Origin of the sequence: Cytobacillus massiliigabonensis (genome assembly GCF_900199725.1) — a bacterium.
Classification (GTDB): Bacteria; Bacillota; Bacilli; order Bacillales; family Cytobacillaceae; genus Cytobacillus; species Cytobacillus massiliigabonensis.
The window spans coordinates 2,091,696-2,108,810 of sequence record NZ_LT904904.1 but is presented as its reverse complement, the minus strand read 5'-3'; the positions used below and the strand labels follow the sequence as shown (position 1 = coordinate 2,108,810).

The 17,115-nt window shown below is 38.9% G+C and carries 21 protein-coding genes and 1 other annotated feature (1 of these 22 cut by a window edge); of the genes, 3 read left to right on the top strand and 18 right to left on the bottom strand.

Annotation, left to right across the window (positions count from 1 at the left end):
• Positions 1-19 precede the first annotated feature (19 nt).
• From C1726_RS21615 to C1726_RS21565, 10 genes are all read right to left on the bottom strand, one after another.
• Positions 20-457, bottom strand: a complete 438-nt coding sequence (locus C1726_RS21615; protein ID WP_235822817.1) for a GAF domain-containing protein — start codon at positions 455-457, stop codon at positions 20-22.
• A gap of 15 nt (positions 458-472) precedes the next feature.
• A complete protein-coding gene (locus C1726_RS21610) occupies positions 473-1,126 on the bottom strand; it encodes a response regulator (protein ID WP_102275037.1) in 654 nt (217 codons plus the stop codon).
• Between the two features lie 86 nt (positions 1,127-1,212).
• Positions 1,213-1,863: a sensor histidine kinase gene (locus C1726_RS21605; protein WP_102275036.1), complete on the bottom strand. Its 651-nt coding sequence runs from the start codon at positions 1,861-1,863 to the stop codon at positions 1,213-1,215.
• Between the two features lie 23 nt (positions 1,864-1,886).
• The gene (locus C1726_RS21600) at positions 1,887-3,392 is read right to left on the bottom strand and encodes a nitrate/nitrite transporter (RefSeq protein ID WP_102275035.1); all 1,506 of its coding nucleotides are present in this window, start codon (positions 3,390-3,392) and stop codon (positions 1,887-1,889) included.
• Complete coding sequence (locus tag C1726_RS21595; protein WP_102275034.1) at positions 3,385-3,672, bottom strand: hypothetical protein; 288 nt, start codon at positions 3,670-3,672, stop codon at positions 3,385-3,387. Before C1726_RS21595 ends, C1726_RS21600 begins: the two co-directional genes overlap by 8 nt.
• Positions 3,659-3,970 carry a hypothetical protein gene (locus C1726_RS21590; RefSeq protein ID WP_102275033.1) on the bottom strand — a complete coding sequence of 104 codons (312 nt, stop codon included), beginning with the start codon at positions 3,968-3,970 and terminating at the stop codon, positions 3,659-3,661. Before C1726_RS21590 ends, C1726_RS21595 begins: the two co-directional genes overlap by 14 nt.
• Before the next feature lie 186 nt (positions 3,971-4,156).
• Complete coding sequence (locus tag C1726_RS21580) at positions 4,157-4,684, bottom strand: Rieske (2Fe-2S) protein (RefSeq protein ID WP_102275031.1); 528 nt, start codon at positions 4,682-4,684, stop codon at positions 4,157-4,159.
• Between the two features lie 12 nt (positions 4,685-4,696).
• Positions 4,697-5,260: a 4Fe-4S dicluster domain-containing protein gene (locus tag C1726_RS21575; RefSeq protein ID WP_053476521.1), complete on the bottom strand. Its 564-nt coding sequence runs from the start codon at positions 5,258-5,260 to the stop codon at positions 4,697-4,699.
• Entirely contained in the window at positions 5,261-7,438 is a 2,178-nt protein-coding gene (locus C1726_RS21570) for a molybdopterin oxidoreductase family protein (protein WP_102275030.1), read from the bottom strand.
• Positions 7,425-8,507, bottom strand: a complete 1,083-nt coding sequence (locus tag C1726_RS21565; protein ID WP_102275029.1) for a hypothetical protein — start codon at positions 8,505-8,507, stop codon at positions 7,425-7,427. The genes C1726_RS21570 and C1726_RS21565 overlap by 14 nt, the downstream gene beginning before the upstream one ends.
• Before the next feature lie 192 nt (positions 8,508-8,699).
• Here C1726_RS21565 and C1726_RS21560 point away from each other — a divergent pair, with 192 nt between their 5' ends.
• Complete coding sequence (locus C1726_RS21560) at positions 8,700-9,029, top strand: hypothetical protein (protein WP_102275028.1); 330 nt, start codon at positions 8,700-8,702, stop codon at positions 9,027-9,029.
• A 46-nt stretch (positions 9,030-9,075) separates the two neighbouring features.
• A complete protein-coding gene (locus C1726_RS21555; protein ID WP_102275027.1) occupies positions 9,076-9,279 on the top strand; it encodes a hypothetical protein in 204 nt (67 codons plus the stop codon).
• Between the two features lie 20 nt (positions 9,280-9,299).
• On the opposite strand, the gene C1726_RS21550 is transcribed toward C1726_RS21555, so the two are convergent.
• Entirely contained in the window at positions 9,300-9,851 is a 552-nt protein-coding gene (locus C1726_RS21550; RefSeq protein WP_102275026.1) for a hypothetical protein, read from the bottom strand.
• A gap of 548 nt (positions 9,852-10,399) precedes the next feature.
• Between C1726_RS21550 and C1726_RS26330 the strand changes: the two genes are divergently transcribed.
• The gene (locus C1726_RS26330) at positions 10,400-10,555 is read left to right on the top strand and encodes a hypothetical protein (RefSeq protein ID WP_180968263.1); all 156 of its coding nucleotides are present in this window, start codon (positions 10,400-10,402) and stop codon (positions 10,553-10,555) included.
• 53 nt (positions 10,556-10,608) lie between these two features.
• Here C1726_RS26330 and trpA read toward each other — a convergent pair whose 3' ends face one another.
• From trpA to trpE, 7 genes are read right to left on the bottom strand one after another with little or no spacing between them, the layout of a single operon-like run.
• Complete coding sequence (trpA, locus tag C1726_RS21545; RefSeq protein ID WP_102275025.1) at positions 10,609-11,397, bottom strand: tryptophan synthase subunit alpha; 789 nt, start codon at positions 11,395-11,397, stop codon at positions 10,609-10,611.
• Entirely contained in the window at positions 11,397-12,596 is a 1,200-nt protein-coding gene (trpB, locus tag C1726_RS21540; protein WP_102275024.1) for a tryptophan synthase subunit beta, read from the bottom strand. Before trpB ends, trpA begins: the two co-directional genes overlap by 1 nt.
• Positions 12,571-13,206 carry a phosphoribosylanthranilate isomerase gene (locus C1726_RS21535; RefSeq protein ID WP_102275023.1) on the bottom strand — a complete coding sequence of 212 codons (636 nt, stop codon included), beginning with the start codon at positions 13,204-13,206 and terminating at the stop codon, positions 12,571-12,573. The genes trpB and C1726_RS21535 overlap by 26 nt, the downstream gene beginning before the upstream one ends.
• A complete protein-coding gene (gene trpC / locus C1726_RS21530; RefSeq protein WP_102275022.1) occupies positions 13,203-13,994 on the bottom strand; it encodes an indole-3-glycerol phosphate synthase TrpC in 792 nt (263 codons plus the stop codon). The genes C1726_RS21535 and trpC overlap by 4 nt, the downstream gene beginning before the upstream one ends.
• Positions 13,995-15,020: an anthranilate phosphoribosyltransferase gene (gene trpD / locus C1726_RS21525; protein WP_102275021.1), complete on the bottom strand. Its 1,026-nt coding sequence runs from the start codon at positions 15,018-15,020 to the stop codon at positions 13,995-13,997.
• Positions 14,992-15,603: an anthranilate synthase component II gene (locus C1726_RS21520; protein WP_102275020.1), complete on the bottom strand. Its 612-nt coding sequence runs from the start codon at positions 15,601-15,603 to the stop codon at positions 14,992-14,994. Before C1726_RS21520 ends, trpD begins: the two co-directional genes overlap by 29 nt.
• Positions 15,587-16,987, bottom strand: coding sequence for an anthranilate synthase component I (gene trpE, locus C1726_RS21515; protein WP_102275019.1), 1,401 nt, complete (start codon positions 16,985-16,987; stop codon positions 15,587-15,589). The genes C1726_RS21520 and trpE overlap by 17 nt, the downstream gene beginning before the upstream one ends.
• 65 nt (positions 16,988-17,052) lie before the next feature.
• Positions 17,053-17,115: a binding site (T-box leader), on the bottom strand; it runs 207 nt beyond the window's last position.

Below are 17,115 nucleotides of genomic sequence, written 5' to 3'. Positions count from 1 at the left end.
CTGTTCCTCCTGATTGCCGTTAAAACAGACTGCTAATCATTCCTTCTAAAGTTCGTGCAGCCTGCCTGACGATATTTTGTTCCCCTACGGTAATCGGCGTATTTGTTCGTCGCCCTACCAGTAATACACCTTTTGGCGCACCTTTAAAATAAATCGGCACAGCAAATGCATAAAGCAGCTTTTCAGCAAGCATAATCGGATATTCAAGCGCTTTTCCATGTATATTCTCAGGAAAATTATTGATCGTTATCGGACTTCCAGTCGAAATCACTTTCCCAGCAATTCCTTTTCCATATCGAACAGTGATTTTCTTATATTTATCATTGCTATTCCCAGCTGCATAATGCCATCTGACATCAGGTCCTTCCCTATTTTGCAAAGCAAGGCCGACAAAATCAGCGGCTATTTTAGATAAAATGAACTCGCATGTATGTGCAATCTCAAATAATTGATTCAAGATTGCACTCCCCCTTTAAATTCCATATCCTAATAACCCCTTTTTCAACGCTATTTCAACTAGCTCCGGCCTTGTTTTCATTTGCAGCTTTTCCATCAAATTTCCTTTATGTGTTTCAACCGTTTTAACACTGATAACGAGCTGTTCAGCAATTTCCTTATTTGAAAATCCTTTCGCAATTAAAGTCAGCACTTCTTTTTCCCTATCAGAAAGTAGATTAAACGTGTCAACATTCCCATTTTTCACATTTCCAATGTATTCTTCCATTAATCTTTTCGTTGCTGAGGGATGCAAATAAGCATTTCCTGCAGCTACCGAACGGATTGCTGAAAGAAGTTCATCATGGGGAGCGCTTTTTAAAATACATCCCGATGCCCCCGCTTGAATGGCTCTAAATAAGTATTCCTCATCATCATGCATTGTTAGTATAAGTATGGCCGTTTCAGGCAGCAGCTTTTTTAATTCTGTTGTTGCAGAAAGACCATCTTTCCCATGCGGCATACTTAAATCCATTACAACGACATTTGGCTTTAATTCAAGTGACTTTTGAATGCCTTCATTCCCTTCAGAAGCTTCCCCTATCACTTCTAAATCAGAATGATTGTTTAATAGCATTTTCAACCCCATTCTTACAACTGCATGGTCATCACAGAGCAGAATCTTGATCATCCCAGCTCCCCCTAACTTTGTTCGATTGTTAATCGTAAAATACATAACAAGGGATTGCGTCATAGCAAATCCCTTGTTTTTTTCTTCTATATTAATGGTAGATAAAGTTCGACTGTAGTCCCTTCTCCGATCTTTGATGAAAGATGCCATTCTCCCCCGATTAAATGCATTCTTTCCTTCATTGCTGCAAGACCAGTCGACTGTTGCCACCCCTCATCAATATCAAATCCTTTGCCGCTATCTTTAATGATAATGGATAAATGATCTAATTTCCATGTAAAAGTTATTTCTGCTTTTACTGTATCCGCATATCTTGCAATATTTGCTAAAGCCTCTTGGCAGACTCGAAAAAGAGTAATTTTTTGTCTATTCTCTAATGGCACTTCCTTACCAGAAGTCTTCAACTCTACCTCAATTCCGAATGTGGAAGTGTATAGCTTCAGGTAGCTTTTCATCGCAGGAAGCAGTCCTAGAGTAGTAAGGGTAGGAGGATGCAGCTCGACAGCCAGCAGCCGTATTTCTTGAATTGTTTTTTCAAGCAATTCAGCCATATCGCTCACATAACCCTTCATTTCATCCTGCTGAACCGCATTTCCAATAAACTGCATCCCTGTATAAAGACTATATAATGTTTGTCCGACCCCTTCATGCAGTTCGAGTGCGATTCGTTTAATCTCTTCTTCCTGTGATTGAATAATATAGGAACTAATATCCGTTTTTTCTGGCTGTCTTTCCATGTCACCCCTCCTTTAACCCATCCTTACGCTTTTCTCTTCTTATGATTTGATATATCACTAAACATTCCTGCATATTGAACTACTTCACCAGCATCGTTCTTTACCGCACTTATCGTTAACCATTGGAGATACTCCTCTCCATCTTTGCGGGTATTCCATATTTCCCCTTGCCAAAACCCGTTGGTTTCAATCGAACGCCAGAGATCTTCATAAAAATTCTTTGCTTGTTTAGTCGATTTAAGAATATTCGGATTCTTTCCGATTGCTTCAGAAGCTTCAAAACCTGTAATCTTTGTAAAGGCTGGATTGACAGAAATGATTTTTCCGCTCATATCGGTAATCATAATTCCCTCAACTGTATGGTTTAAAACTTCATTAGCTAGACTCATTTTTCCTTGAAAATACATCCAGACAACTAAAATTAAGCTTGCAAGAGCCACCTCTGATAGAGCCATAAAGCCAATAGCATAGTGACCAGTCAGGTTAAACAGCAAGGTGAGAATAATTGGCGGAAAAAATCCGCCCAAACCACCCATAGCAGAAACGATCCCATTCACAATCCCTGCCTGTTTACTAAAGTACATTGGAACAAGCTTAAAGATCACACCGTTCCCAATACCAGCGCAAAGGGCGATTGTTAGGCATCCAAACGTATACCAGCCGATAGAAGGTGCAAATGATAGGATCATAGCAGAAACCGTGTAAACACCGAAAACAAACATCAGAAGAATTAGCGAATGAAAACGGTCTGCCAGCCACCCGCCAATGGGTCTCATGAGTGTAGCGATGACAATAAAACCAGCTGTTCGAAAACCTGCATCTACCTTATCAAGACCAAAATTCGCAACAAGAAAGTTTGGCAGATAGATCGTGAATGCAACAAACGATCCAAATGTGATAAAGTAGAACAAACTCAACAGCCAAAGCTTTTCATTTTTATATACACCTTTAATTTGTTCTAAAAGCGGTGTTTTTACTTTAGTTTCCTGTTTATCCCCTAAAAGAAAGTTAGCAAGAATGAAAATGCCTAGAATAATGAGATAAAGCTGAACAGTTGTTGACCAGCCAAATTTTGTTGCAACAACAGGTGCTGCAAATGCAGATATGGCAGTACCCAGATTTCCGGCACCGTAAATCCCATTTATAAAGCCATGTTTTTCCTTTGGATAATACTTTGGCAGAGATGTCACCCCAACTGAAAACACGGCTCCGCCAATTCCGAGAAATAATCCCCCTACCAATAAATCTGCTAATGAATTCGCAACACTAATATAATAAACTGGGAATAATAGCAGGACAAAGCTGATAAGAAAAATTTTCCTTGCTCCAAATTGATTGGCATAATAACCCAGAGGAACACGTAATATCGACCCTAGAATAACTGGAATAGCTGTAACAAGTGCCAATTGATTATCAGGAATAGCAATATCTTCTTTTATAAACGGCAGTAACGAAGATATCAACACCCAAATCATAAAGCCGACAACAAGATTTAATGTTTGTAATGGGAGCTGAATTTTTCTAAGCATCTGGTCCACGCTCTCTTCTAATAACATAATTTAATCCTGCTTCATGGTCATACGCTGACCATTCATTTTCGCTCATTCTTACGTCTGCTTTTAAGGGTACAGCGAAGAAATATTTATCATCAAAATAAATGCGCAAATGCGTCTTATCAGGACATAGCCCTGTTTTCGTTATCGTTTTTTTCACAAAAGGTGCTTGATCTTCACCGGGCTGATCTAAGATCGCTACTTCAGCCCGATAAGAAATAAATGACTCAATTTTTTCGATTTCAGTGGGTCCCACAGCTACCGCACCCTCTCTTTGCCGGATAGATAAACATTTTATAGCCTTGAAGTGTATCCCAAAATGTCTCTTCTGCATGTTCCTCTATATAGGCAATTGTTTCTTCTTCTGATTGCCATTTGCTCATGCCTTTAACTTCAGCTACGACAATTTCCATGTCATCCTCAATTTTCTCGTCTAAATACCAATTTAAGCGGACACCTTTGAATAGCTTCGATAACATTTCGTCTACTTCAGCTGCAAAATTTCCGGAAGATTTTCTAATAAAACAAAAATCAAGGTATGTTTCACTGTTCATTTGACTCACGCCTTTACATTTTTCATCTTTTTATAAGCAAATAATGCGATCGGGAACAACAAGATGTTCAACCCGCAAAATATCAATGTGTTTACATAATTTTCATAAAAGAATTGGTGAACCATATATTGTGTAAATATAATGTTAAGGAACAAAATGAATGCAAGGACGGCAACTCCTACGTAACTACGCTTCATAACGCTTCACCCTCACTGCAAAAATTGCACCATTTTCTACTTTCACTTGAATTTCGGGCAGCGGACGTCTTGGTGGTCCTCCAGTCGGTGCTCCAGTTTCTGCATCGAAGAATCCGTGATGACAAGGACAAACCATTTGGTTTTGTTCTTTCACCCAAAATACAGGGCAGCGAAGATGTGTACATGCATTTTGATACGCAACATACTTATTTTCATTTAATCTAATAATAATCGCATCATCATGCTCACCAGGGAATTTAAATTCTAATGAATCCCCTACCGCCAATTTGCTGACATCGGTAATTTTTTTATGCGGATATTCTTTCTCACCGAGTCCCATTAATTCCTTTGCTGCAACAGCTCCCCATGGAAGGGAGGAAACAGCGAATACACCCGCTGCCCCAGCTAATGTTTTCATAAATCCTCGTCTATCCAGTTTTCTTTCATTATTCCGTTCAATATTATGTGTGTAATTATCTTCATTAAAGGGAATTTTATTATTTTTATCTGATGGCATTCCGAATCCCTCCTAAAATAGCTTAGTAACACCCTGTAAAATACCAGGGAGATTTACTTTTACATTTGTTTCACCTTCTAGATATGGCAGGCTAGTCACCCATTTGCCATTATCTAAATTGAATTGCTGCTTCTTGTTTTCAATTTCTTCATCTGTCAGCCATTGAAGTGTATTAGATGGACAAACACTTGCACACATCGGCGGAATGCCATCCTTTGTCCGGTCAATACATAGATCACATTTATACATTAAGTTTTGTTCTGTATCAAATTTCGGTATGCCATAAGGGCAAGCAATCGTACAGTTTTGACAGCCGATACATTTCTCCACTAAAGCCGATAATACAGCTCCTGTTTCATGGATTTGAATAGCTTGCGCCGGACAGCTTCTTGCACATGCCGGATTCACACAATGAAGGCACATTAAAGGCATCGTTTGTCTGTTAACTAGAGGGTTTACATCATAAACATAATTTCTGTTTCTCTCTTCATGTCCGCCGCATTGTGTACATGCGGCAAGGCATGAACGGCAGCCGATACAGTTTTCTAGTTCTAAATACAGCCTTTTTTTAGTCATTTATTGCACCTTCTTCATTTCAGCATTTTCAATTTTTTCTAATTGTGCAGCGCATGCTTTAAATTCTGGCATTCTTGAGATTGGATCCAGTGCTGCAATTGTTAGTAGATTAATAGATTGTTCGTGACCAAAGTGATAGGGAACAAAGACCGTATCCTTACGTATCGCTTCTGTAATTTTCACTTTGTAGACGGCCTCGCCTCTACGTGTAAATAGGCGGACTCTTTCTTCATGCTCCATCTTATATTTTGCTGCTGTTTCCGGATGCACTTCCACAAATGGCTCTGGACACATGTCGCGAAGAAATGGAATTCTTCTTGTTTGGTTCCCTGATAGGTAATGGTAAACAACACGTCCAGTTGTTAAGCGCAGCGGATACGTTTCATCCGGCTCCTCTGCTGGCGGACGGTATGGAAGTGCACAAATTTTTGCTTTTCCGTCTGGATGATAGAATTTCTTATCCAGGAACATATGTGGAGTTCCTGAATCGTTTTCATCCTTACATGGCCAGAATACACCATCTTGCTTATCAATTTTATCCCATGTCGCACCATAGTAATCCGCATAACCGCCTTTACTTGCCAAACGGAATTCATCTGCTACATCTCTTGCTGTTTTTAGATGAGAGAAGTATTTGCCCTTTCCTAACCGTTCTGCAAGCTCAACTTGAATTTGCCAATCTGGCTTTGATTCACCAAGCGGATCTTGTGCTTTGTTAATTTTAATTATACGACCTTCAATGTTTGTGACTGTTCCTTCATCTTCTGACCATGTAACGGCTGGAAGAACAACATCTGCAAATTCAGCAGATTCTGAAAGGTAGAAATCTGCACACACCATGAAATCTAACCCTTTTAGCGCTTTTCTTACAAAATTTTGATTTGGAGCAGAAACAGCTGGATTCGAACATAATAAGTACAATCCGCGAATTGTCTTTTCTTCCATTAATTCGAACATTTCATAAGCAGAAACTCCTGGCTTCGGCATTTCATCTGGCGTAATTCCCCAAACTTGGCAGACTTCTTCTACATGTTTAGGGTTTGTAATTTTCCGGTAACCTGGAAGCAAATCAGACTTCTGCCCATGCTCACGGCCTCCTTGGCCATTTCCTTGACCAGTAAATGTCGCAACACCTGATTTTGGACGACCAATTTTACCAGTAACTAGCGCCATATTCGTGTATCCTGAAACATTATCAACACCTTTATGCTGCTGTTCAATTCCACGCGCGAACATTACAACTGCATTTGGTGCTTTTCCGTAAATTTCTGCAGCTTTGATAATTTTTTCAGGTGCAACTCCTGTTAGTTCACTTGTATATTCTGGAGTAAATTCTTTGACAAGCTCTTTTGTTTCTTCAAATCCATTTGTATGCTGATTAACAAACGCCTCATCTGCATACCCATTTTGGATTAATAGATTTAAGATCCCATTTGCAAGAGCAAGATCTGTACCTGGTTTTAAATCAAGATGAACATCTGCTCTTCTAGCAATCGGTGTTTCGCGTGGATCAGCGACGATAAGATATCCGCCTCTTTCCTGTACATTCCAAACACGGAACATGGATGTTGGATGGCACTCCGCTGTGTTGCTTCCGGCAATAAACAAGCAATCTGTTTCATGAATATCAGTCCAAGGCAACGTTGAACCTCTATCCACCCCAAATGAACGGAGGAAGCCACCGGCAGCACTTGACATACAGAAGCGACCATTATAATCGATATAGCGTGTTCCGAGGGCTACACGTGCAAATTTCCCTGTTAAGTAGCACTTTTCGTTCGTCATTGACACACCACTGAAAACAGATAACGTATCTTTTCCGTGCTCGGCTTGCATCTCCTTAAATTTCTTTGCAATTAAATCATATGCTTCATCCCAGCTAGCTTCACGGAAACCCTTAGTTGTTCCTTTCAATGACGCATCATCACGTATAAGCGGCTTAAGAATTCGATCATCATGATTTGTTTGCTGGTAAGCTGTAACCCCTTTAGGACACATTTTCCCAACAGTTACCGGCCAGTCGTATCGAGGTTCAACTCCGATAATTTTATTAGTCGTTGTATTCACCCTTAAGTTCATGCCGCACTGCATTCCACAATAAGCACAGTGGGTTTTAATTAACTTTTCATTTGGGTGATTTACATTTGCAATTTCTTTAAAAAACTTATCCCTTTGCATTCTGGTTTGCCTCCTTCACTTTTACCTCATGGGTAGGGAAGCCGGAAAATTGTGCAATCCGGTATTTTCTTCGACATGGAAGACATAATTCAGCGAGATGGTAGCCTTCCTCTGTTTTGAAATGTATATCGTTTACGCCGAGTACTTCGACAACATCTTTTGATTGTTCTGTTGAGACAAATTCTGTTTCACATACTTTACATTTTTTCATAGATTGCTCTCCGTAGAATTCACGGTAGTTCTTCGCAAAAACACTCATTGGACGGAATGGAATATGTGCAAGTTTTCCAAACGGAAGATAGATTAATGTAATGATAACCGTCCATTGATGGATTAAGGACATGGCAGGCTGACCTTCACCATGCATAAAAATATTTAAAAATGTTAATAGTAAACCAGTAATACTGACTAATAGAAGCATAATTAATGGCAAGAAATCATACATAAACTTCTGTTCTGCTCTTGCTTGCATATTTTTAAAACGGCGGTAAAGAACCATACACACACCCGCAATGACCATAACAGCGGTAATATTCAAGGCATTATATGAAAGGTTAGCGATAATTCCATTAGCTGGAACAGTCAAGATTTGTATTCCGAAAAGAATAATATTGTACATTCCATTATCATCCATCGTGAAGTACATCCAGCCAAATACGAGAGGGAATGTTACACAGCAAGCGAGGATACATCCCCACCCTATAAGTAAGTGCTGCGTCCATCGGTAAATTCCCCTATTCCAGATGAATCGATATGTAGCTAAATGCTCTACAGATGTTTTTGGTGTCGATTTTCTAAAAAGAAGCTTGATCCCTTTTTTAATAATAATTTTTGTTGGCGGTCTTTCTCCCCATGCAATAAATCGGTAAAAGAACCCGCCAAGAAAGACAATCGTTCCAACCATATAGCCGTATAAATTCAAATCGATATGCGTGAACATCCTAGTGCCAATGAATGTTAAGATAAAAAGTCCACAAATAGCTAGAAACATAGATTTTGCAAATTTTGAAGCAAATGCGTTATTAATTGAATGGACCGGCTTTTCGTTAACAGCAGCTTTTGCCTGCATTTCCTATTCCTCCTCAAAACGTTTAACTTACTCTCATTGTAGAAGTTTGTAGATTTATAATATATAGGGGAAACTCCTTATCTTTTGGAGGAAATCCCCTGATATTAAAATCATATAAAAATCGCCATATCAGGAGAAATTTTTGTAACATTTTTACTATTCATTCGTATCTTTAATGAAGGAGGCGAATAAATGAAAAAAAATATGGTGAAATTTACTTTTACATTGATTATAGAAATTGGACTGACCATTATTCTTGCAAGGCTTTTCTCTGTCCGCTTCATAGAATTAATGTTTTTTACAGGGATTGCATTTTCGACAATTACAATCTGGTTTTCGAGCAGCGGCGGTGCAATGACTAGACATATTGACAGTCAGACAAGTGCCATGACTGGAATCATGATGAAGAGGGAGGAATTTATCTTACGCTTAAACTATGTTGTATTAGCTTCGGTCACTTTTCTTGTAATAGGACTCATTTTCTTTGTATTATTAATAACAAATATGATCCCACAAGCTTAGGTGAATTCTTACATTATGGAATGAGATGAAAAAGGAGTGTTTTTTTATGGCAAAATCAAAAGCTAAGAAAATTCGTGAGAAGTTAGCACGTGAAGGAAAAAGAAATCCGGAAGAGAACCGTAGCCCATTTGCATTTGCTGATATGAGAACAAGGAAAACGAAAACAAAAAGAGATCTGCTCTGTCAGAAAAAACAAAAGAACCATTCACCTTATAATGATATAAGTGATGGTTCTTTTGTTTTTATATAAATAATAATATAATGGCAAAATCAGTTTACTTCTAATTGATTTTCTTTAAATGAAAAATAAGATTGGAGATCCCCTTGATAAACTAGTTTTTTAGAAGATGCATGTTTTAAATCCTGAGGGGTAATCATACAAAGATGTTTGTTTGTTTCTAAAAGCTTGCCTTCTTTTAAAATGGTAGCGACAAAATGAGAACAAAAATATGCATGCTTGCGCTGGATTCGCTTATTTAATGCGAGTGCAAACAAACCTAGTAAATTATATCGATATTTTTGCTTATTTTCTTCTATTTCCTTAATTAGGCGAAGCATTTTTTCATACTGCTTTTCTGTTACCGAATAAACATATACTGCACAAGTGGCATTTCGGAATAATTCCGAACGCATATCCTCTTTCACAAACCCGCCAATAAATGGATTTCTTGGTCTTTTTCTGCCAAAGCTATATACTTCCGTTAAATCACAATCAAAGCCAATGGACGCATGGTTATGACTTTCCTTCGTATACAACCTTATCATTCTAGTAAATAATGTCCCTGTATCGGTAAGCAGAAGATACACTTTCCTTTCTCCCATAAATCATCCTCCTGCAATCACTTATCGAAAAGGAATCATCTAAAATCATAATCCCAATCGTTCTTTACGCTTTTATTAAATCAAAATCTAACAATCGCCATAAGAATCTAGAGAACTATTATTCCCTAGGACTTGAGAAGTAGGGATGAATCTTCTATGACAAAATCATAACAAATTCTGTCCTACTATTCATATCCAATATTATACAAAAATCAAATAGAATTGGGTATTAAAAAAGTAAAATCATCGTTTCTTTTGAATATACATGAAGAAAGCAAATGAAGGAAGGGGAAAACATGACTTTCTGGATCCTATTGTTTTTTATTTCAATTATAACTATTGCGATTGTTGAGGAGCTGATTTATTTTTTTGTAAACAGGAGGGTGTTTGGTGCTTCAAACCTAGAGCTTGCTTTGTCTAAATGGGTCAAGCAGCTATTTATAAAATCCAAAAAGAACACTGATCCTTAGTTCATTAAACGGGAGTATGATTATTTCAATTTATATAGTGCATATTACTATATGTAATTATTTTTAGGAGGGTTTACTATGAATAAACAAGGACATTCTAACCCTGATCAAACTAGGGAACAAATTGAAAAACAAGATAAGCACAATGATATCGAACTTGGTTCAGAGTTCCAGATTGGGAATAATTCTTCACAAAGTCAGAAAAAAAGCGGAAAACAAGTGAATAAAAAATAAGGTCAAAAACCCCGTTATTTATAATGGGGTTTTTGCCTTTTTATAAGTATTGTTCACTTTTTTATAGTCCCTATTATGTTTGCAGCTTTAATCAGCTCTTCAATCGCTGACAATTCTTCTTGTCTAAAGAGTTCAACAATCTTACTGCCAACTATGACTCCATCACAATAATGTATCATTTCTTCTACATGTGAAGGAGTAGAAATGCCAAACCCAGCAAATACTGGCAGGGCGCTGACGCTTTTCACCCTTTTCAAATGCTCCTTAATCCGCTTATCAAATCCATTTCTTGCCCCTGTAATCCCATTAACAGTTACTGCATAAATAAATCCATTACCCATCGATGAGATCTCTCTAATTCGTTCAAGCGGACTCGTTAATGTCACAAGTCTTATGATTTCAATGCCATATTTTTCTGCTAAAGGTGCCAATATCCCTTCTTCCTCAATTGGTAAATCAGGTAAAATAAGTCCATCAACCCCTGCATGATAGCTTTCTTCGAAAAACCTCTCCATTCCATAAGCAACAATTGGGTTCATATAGGTCATAAAAATTAAGGGAATATGAACAATCGGACGAACAGCTGCAATTGTTTGTATGACCGCCTTCAATGTAGTCCCTTCTTGCAGTGCTCTTATCCCTGCCGCTTGTATAACCGGTCCATCAGCAACAGGATCTGAAAACGGGATGCCAATTTCAATTGCCGTTGCCCCTGCTTTTTCCAAAAAGGTTATTTGTTGCGGCAATGCTTCTAATCCTCCATCTCCTGCCATGATATACGGGATAAACGCTTTCTCATTATTTTCCTTTATGCCTTTCATCACCTTTTCTAATCGATTCATTATTCATCTCCTCCCAATTTAACTCTAACAGTTTCCATATCCTTATCACCTCTGCCAGACAAGCAAACTGCAATCCCTTCCTTGGCATTCATTTTCTTTGCTAGTCTTAGCGCATATGCAACAGCATGGGCGCTCTCCAACGCTGGAATGATTCCTTCTAATTGGCTAAGAAGCTGTAATGCCTCCAATGCTTCTTTATCTGTTATTGATTTATATTGGACACGGTCAATATCCTTTAAATAACTATGTTCAGGTCCTACCCCAGGATAATCAAGCCCAGCTGAAATGGAGTGGGCTTCTTGTATTTGCCCATTTGCATCCTGCAGCAAATACATAAAAGCCCCATGAAGAATGCCTGGACTGCCTTTCGTTAATGACGCGGCATGTTTGTTCGTTTCTAGACCGAATCCCGCTGCTTCTACACCATACATTCGTACACTTTCATCATTAATAAATGAATAAAACATGCCCATTGCATTGCTTCCTCCGCCTATGCAGGCGACCACTGCATCGGGCAGCCTCCCTTCTTTTTCCATATACTGCAGTCTCGTTTCCATCCCAATGATACTTTGGAAATCACGGACAATCATTGGGAATGGATGAGGTCCCATAACTGATCCTAGAATATAGTGGGTGTCCACTACATTCGCAACCCAGTAGCGCAGTGCTTCATTAACAGCATCCTTCAAAGTTGCACTTCCTGTATCTACACTAATTACCTTTGCACCTAAAAGCTCCATTCGAAAAACATTTAACTGCTGCCTCTTGATATCCTCTGCCCCCATAAAAATAATGCAGTCAAGATTCAACAATGCGCATGCGGTTGCTGTGGCAACTCCGTGCTGCCCTGCACCTGTTTCCGCGACAACTTTTTTCTTCCCCATTCTTGAAGCTAATAGAGCCTGACCTAGTGAATTATTAATTTTATGCGCACCTGTATGATTTAAATCTTCCCGTTTCAAATAGATTTTTGCCCCATTTGCATATTCAGTCAGTCTTTCCGCATAATACAAAGGTGTTTCACGCCCTACATAATCTTTCAATAGCCTCTTTAATTCAGCGTTAAATTGGTAATCTTCCATCGCTTTCTTATACGCTGCTTCCAGTTCTATTATCGCTTGCATTAACGTCTCAGGTACAAATTTGCCGCCGTACTTTCCATAGTGACCGCGTTCATCTGGCATAGTGTAAGTTTCCATTTCTCTTCCTCCCCTTTACTTCATCTATAAACCTTTTTATTTTCCCTTTATCCTTCTTGCCGTCTAATTCTACCCCGCTGCTGACATCAACCATATAGGGATGAATCATTCCAATGGCTTTTGACACATTTTCAGCTGTCAATCCTCCTGCCAAAATGACCTTTTTTCCTTTTACCCTATGCCCAGCAGCTACACTCCAATCAAAAGCAGTACCATTCCCCCCTCGATATTTGCCTTTTGGACTATCAAGCAATAAATACTCACATCCGTAATTATCAACTTTCAATAAATCTTTAGCTGTTCCAATACTAATTGCTTTTATAACTGGAGTTGAAAAGCCAGTACACTCATCAGGTGACTCATCGCCATGAAGCTGAATAGCATTGATTCCAGTATCCTCAACAATTTTCTCAATCGTTTCTTTTTGCTCATTCACAAAGACTCCTATTTTCAATAGATCTTCAGGCAGTAAACGGATAATTTTCTTCGCATGCTCAATTGTGATTCTTCTTTTACTTTCAGCAAACACGAAACCAAGTGCATCCGCTCCACATTCAATGGCAGCTAAAGCTGTATCAAGATCGGTTATTCCGCAAATTTTCACCTTCAACCTAACGTCCCTCCTATTTGAGCGTACTTCAATGCTTTAAACATCTCTTCAAGGTTATCCGTCTCCATGAAAGCTCCGCCAACCAGAATGCCATTTGCTCCTGCTGCAATGACTCTTTTTACATCTTCCACTGACTTGATTCCGCTCTCACTAATTAGAAAAGCACCTTCTTTTTTTATGATGGGACCCAGCGATTCTGTTACCGATAAATCGACCGAAAAAGACTTTAAATCACGGTTATTCACCCCAATTAGTTTCACACCAGAGGAAAGTGCCAGTTCCATCTCTGCCTCATTATGAACCTCTACTAATACCTCAAGCCCATGTTCAAATGCAAAATCAGAAAGCTCTTTCAATCTTGATGCTTCTAATGCCGCCGCAATTAATAAAATCAAATCAGCCCCAACTATTTTCGCTTTCCTTATTTGTACTTCATCGATTATAAAATCCTTGCAAAGGATCGGTACATCCACCGCCTTTCTACCTGTAGCCAAATCTGTAAAGCTGCCTTTAAAGAATGGAGTATCCGTTAAAATAGAAATGGCAGCTGCACCAAAATGAACATAATCAAGGACTTGTTCTCTCAGACTGATATTTACATTTATATCTCCTTTTGAAGGGGATGCCCGTTTGAATTCAGCAATAATTGAAAGATGTTCTGTTTGCAGTCGTTCAAGGAATGGCCTTTTCTTATATTGGTTTAGTATCTTAACTCCTGCCATTTCCTCTTTTAATTTCACAATCTGCTTGCTTTTTTCTGCCAAAATTAAGTCAAGAATGGTAGACATTTATATCACCCGCTTTTGATTGGATCTGCTTGCCATAATAAGCTGGTACAATTTATTAAGGGCAGCTCCTGAATCAATACTTTCTCTTGCCAGTTCAATCCCCTCTTGAATTGAATCTGCCTTTGCAGCAGTGAAAATACCAAGACCAGCATTTAGAAGAACAGTATCCCGATACGGTCCTCCCTCACCTTTTAACACTCTCAGAAGAATATCCGCATTTTCCTTTGCATCTCCTCCTCTGATTGAATCATTTGATTGAATGGATAGACCAAATTCCCCTGGCACTATGACTTTTTCCTTGATCAGTCCATTTTCCAGAATGGCTAAATAATTCCCACCCTGGAGAGACGCTTCATCCATATAACCGGCTCCATTAACGACAATCGCTCGTTTTCTGCCTAGTTTTTTTAATACATCTGCAAAAAGAACTACCATATCACGTCTGTAAATGCCAAGAAGCTGAGTTTCTAATTCAACTGGGTTTGTCAGTGGACCAATAAAATTAAAAATGGTTGGTATTCGCAGATCTTTTCGCACTTTCATAATCCTTTTTAATTGGGGATGAACATGTGGTGCAAATAAAAAGGCAATCCCCACCTTTTCCAGAATTTCCTCAGTTGCTTCTGAAGAAGCAGTTAAATCAATTCCAAAATGCTCCAGTACATCTGCACTCCCTGTTTTACTGGAAATGCTTCTGTTTCCATGCTTAGCTACAGGTATTCCTGCACCTGCTATGACAAAGGCGGATGTTGTACTAATATTAAAGCTTTTTACTCCATCGCCCCCCGTCCCGCAATTATCCATAATATTCGGAATCCTCCCGCTAAACTTCAGTGCTTTCTCCCTTAAAGCTGCTGCAATTCCAGCAATCTCTTCTGCCGTTTCTCCTTTCATTTTCAGTCCGATTAAAAAGGCTGCTATTTCACTTTCGGTTATCTCATCTGAAAAGAGACTCTCTGAGGCAACTTTTATTTCTTCTAAAGATAAGGACTTTCCTTCAGCTAGTTGCTGGAGAATATGCTTCATTATTCTTATCCCTCCCAATATATTTTAAGAAATTTCTGATTATCCTTTTCCCTTGCGCGGTTCCTATCGATTCCGGATGAAATTGCAATCCAAAAAGGGGATATTGCTCATGCCGTATCGCCATAATCTCATTGTCTTCTAATGATCTTGCAAGCACTTTAAAACTTCCAGGCAATGTACCTGAAACAATCACTAATGAATGGTAACGCATAACATCAATAGGCTGTGGCATGTATTGAAATAAGGAAGAACCATTGTGTTTGAGCTTTGATATTTTTCCGTGCTTGATCTCCTTAGCTCGATCAATAGCGGCTCCAAAGGCATATCCTATCGCTTGATGCCCAAGGCAAATGCCTAGAATAGGCACTGATTGAAAAAATGCTTGAATAATTTCCAGACAGATCCCAGCATGCTCAGGTCTTCCGGGTCCTGGAGAAAGGACAATTGCATCAGGCTTTATAGAAGCAATTTCTTCTATAGTAATTCTGTTATTTCTAACAACAAGTACTTCCTCACCTAACTCACCTAAATACTGGTAAAGGTTATACGTAAACGAATCGTAATTATCAATCAAAAGTATCATCTTGATCCTCCAAAAATGCTCTTAGTTTATGAAGTGTCTCCTCGTACTCTTTTTCTGGGATGGAATCATGGACAATTCCCGCTCCTGCCTGAATATAGGCTTTGTCATCCTTAATAACCATTGTGCGGATGGCTAGAGCAAAATCCAAACTGCCATCTAAGGATAAATAACCGACTGCCCCTGCATATACTCCTCGTTTCACTTCTTCCAGCTCATTAATAATTTCCATTGCTCTAATTTTCGGTGCACCAGAAACAGTTCCAGCTGGCAAGCATGAAATCAATGCATCTGTTGCCGAGTAGGATTTATTTAATTTCCCGCTCACTTCAGTTACAAGGTGCATAACATGCTTGAATCGTTCTACCTTCATATTTTTCTCGATCTGGATCGAACCAAATTCACAGACTCGGCCAAGATCATTTCTCCCGAGATCTACGAGCATGCGATGCTCTGCAAGCTCCTTCTCATCCCTAAGCAGATCAATTTCTAAATTTAGATCTTCCTTTTCCGTTTTCCCCCTTGGTCTCGTCCCTGCGATTGGATTCGCTGTCACCTTGCCATTATTCACTTTAATTAGGCTTTCTGGTGATGAGCCGGCTATCTTATACGAACCAAAATCCAGATAATACATATATGGAGATGGATTTTGCACCCTTAATTTCCGATAAAATAAAAATGGATCGCCTTTTATTGTTGCTTGTAGACGCTGGGAAAGAACAACCTGAAAAATATCACCCCTGTCAATGTACTCCTGCGCTTTTTTTACTTTTTCAATAAATTCTTCCTTTTTCATGTAGGGGGTAAATGCAGAAAGTTTCGTCCGCCCAGTATCCTCACGTGCCGTTCCAAAAATCATTTCATTTTTTATCTTTGCAAGCCGATGTTCGAGCTTTGATCGATCTGTCTCACTTGAAAGCGGATTGGCAGCGAGAAAGACCTTTTGTTCAAAATGGTCAAATACCACCACTTCTTCATAAAACAGAAGATGCACATCTGGAATATTCCAATCATCAGCAGGGATGAGTCCAATTTTTTCATATTGGGCGACAGCATCATACCCAACATAGCCAACCGCACCGCTAAAAAATGGCAAACCATTTGGGCGGGTAATCTTTTTCTCAGGCATCACTGATTTCAAAACTTCTAACGGTTTTTCTTGTATCCATTCCTCTCCCTTAGCAGAAATAACCTTCGTTTGATTACCAACACCCTTTAATTCCATAACCGGGTCAGCTCCAATGAAGGAGTATCTGCCAGACTTTTCATGCTTTAAAGAGCTCTCCAATATAAACTTTTTCTTGCCGCTGATCCTTTGATAAATCAAAATTGGGGTTAATAAATCCCCATTTAATTCTTTTAGTACAATTGACTCTGTCACTTCCATGAAATTCCCTCCTATCCTAATTGAAAATAAAAAAAGTCCCCTATACGCACAGAATTTCTGTGTGTATAGAGGACGATTTAAATTAGTTCGCGGTGCCACCTCAGTTCGGAGCAAATACAGGCTCCCTC

What these genes read in the sequence shown, in the direction of transcription:
- trpA (WP_102275025.1), bottom strand. Translation starts at nt 11,397, where the DNA reads ATGAATCGATTAGAAAAGGTGATGAAAGGCATAAAGGAAAATAATGAG.
- C1726_RS21610 (WP_102275037.1), bottom strand. Translation starts at nt 1,126, where the DNA reads ATGATCAAGATTCTGCTCTGTGATGACCATGCAGTTGTAAGAATGGGG.
- trpD (WP_102275021.1), bottom strand. Translation starts at nt 15,020, where the DNA reads ATGAAGCATATTCTCCAGCAACTAGCTGAAGGAAAGTCCTTATCTTTA.
- trpE (WP_102275019.1), bottom strand. Translation starts at nt 16,987, where the DNA reads ATGGAAGTGACAGAGTCAATTGTACTAAAAGAATTAAATGGGGATTTA.
- C1726_RS21605 (WP_102275036.1), bottom strand. Translation starts at nt 1,863, where the DNA reads ATGGAAAGACAGCCAGAAAAAACGGATATTAGTTCCTATATTATTCAA.
- trpC (WP_102275022.1), bottom strand. Translation starts at nt 13,994, where the DNA reads ATGTCTACCATTCTTGACTTAATTTTGGCAGAAAAAAGCAAGCAGATT.
- C1726_RS21575 (WP_053476521.1), bottom strand. Translation starts at nt 5,260, where the DNA reads ATGACTAAAAAAAGGCTGTATTTAGAACTAGAAAACTGTATCGGCTGC.
- C1726_RS21555 (WP_102275027.1), top strand. Translation starts at nt 9,076, where the DNA reads ATGGCAAAATCAAAAGCTAAGAAAATTCGTGAGAAGTTAGCACGTGAA.
- C1726_RS21520 (WP_102275020.1), bottom strand. Translation starts at nt 15,603, where the DNA reads ATGATACTTTTGATTGATAATTACGATTCGTTTACGTATAACCTTTAC.
- C1726_RS21565 (WP_102275029.1), bottom strand. Translation starts at nt 8,507, where the DNA reads ATGCAGGCAAAAGCTGCTGTTAACGAAAAGCCGGTCCATTCAATTAAT.
- C1726_RS21590 (WP_102275033.1), bottom strand. Translation starts at nt 3,970, where the DNA reads ATGAACAGTGAAACATACCTTGATTTTTGTTTTATTAGAAAATCTTCC.
- C1726_RS21570 (WP_102275030.1), bottom strand. Translation starts at nt 7,438, where the DNA reads ATGCAAAGGGATAAGTTTTTTAAAGAAATTGCAAATGTAAATCACCCA.
- C1726_RS21560 (WP_102275028.1), top strand. Translation starts at nt 8,700, where the DNA reads ATGAAAAAAAATATGGTGAAATTTACTTTTACATTGATTATAGAAATT.
- C1726_RS26330 (WP_180968263.1), top strand. Translation starts at nt 10,400, where the DNA reads ATGAATAAACAAGGACATTCTAACCCTGATCAAACTAGGGAACAAATT.
- C1726_RS21580 (WP_102275031.1), bottom strand. Translation starts at nt 4,684, where the DNA reads ATGCCATCAGATAAAAATAATAAAATTCCCTTTAATGAAGATAATTAC.
- trpB (WP_102275024.1), bottom strand. Translation starts at nt 12,596, where the DNA reads ATGGAAACTTACACTATGCCAGATGAACGCGGTCACTATGGAAAGTAC.
- C1726_RS21600 (WP_102275035.1), bottom strand. Translation starts at nt 3,392, where the DNA reads ATGCTTAGAAAAATTCAGCTCCCATTACAAACATTAAATCTTGTTGTC.
- C1726_RS21550 (WP_102275026.1), bottom strand. Translation starts at nt 9,851, where the DNA reads ATGGGAGAAAGGAAAGTGTATCTTCTGCTTACCGATACAGGGACATTA.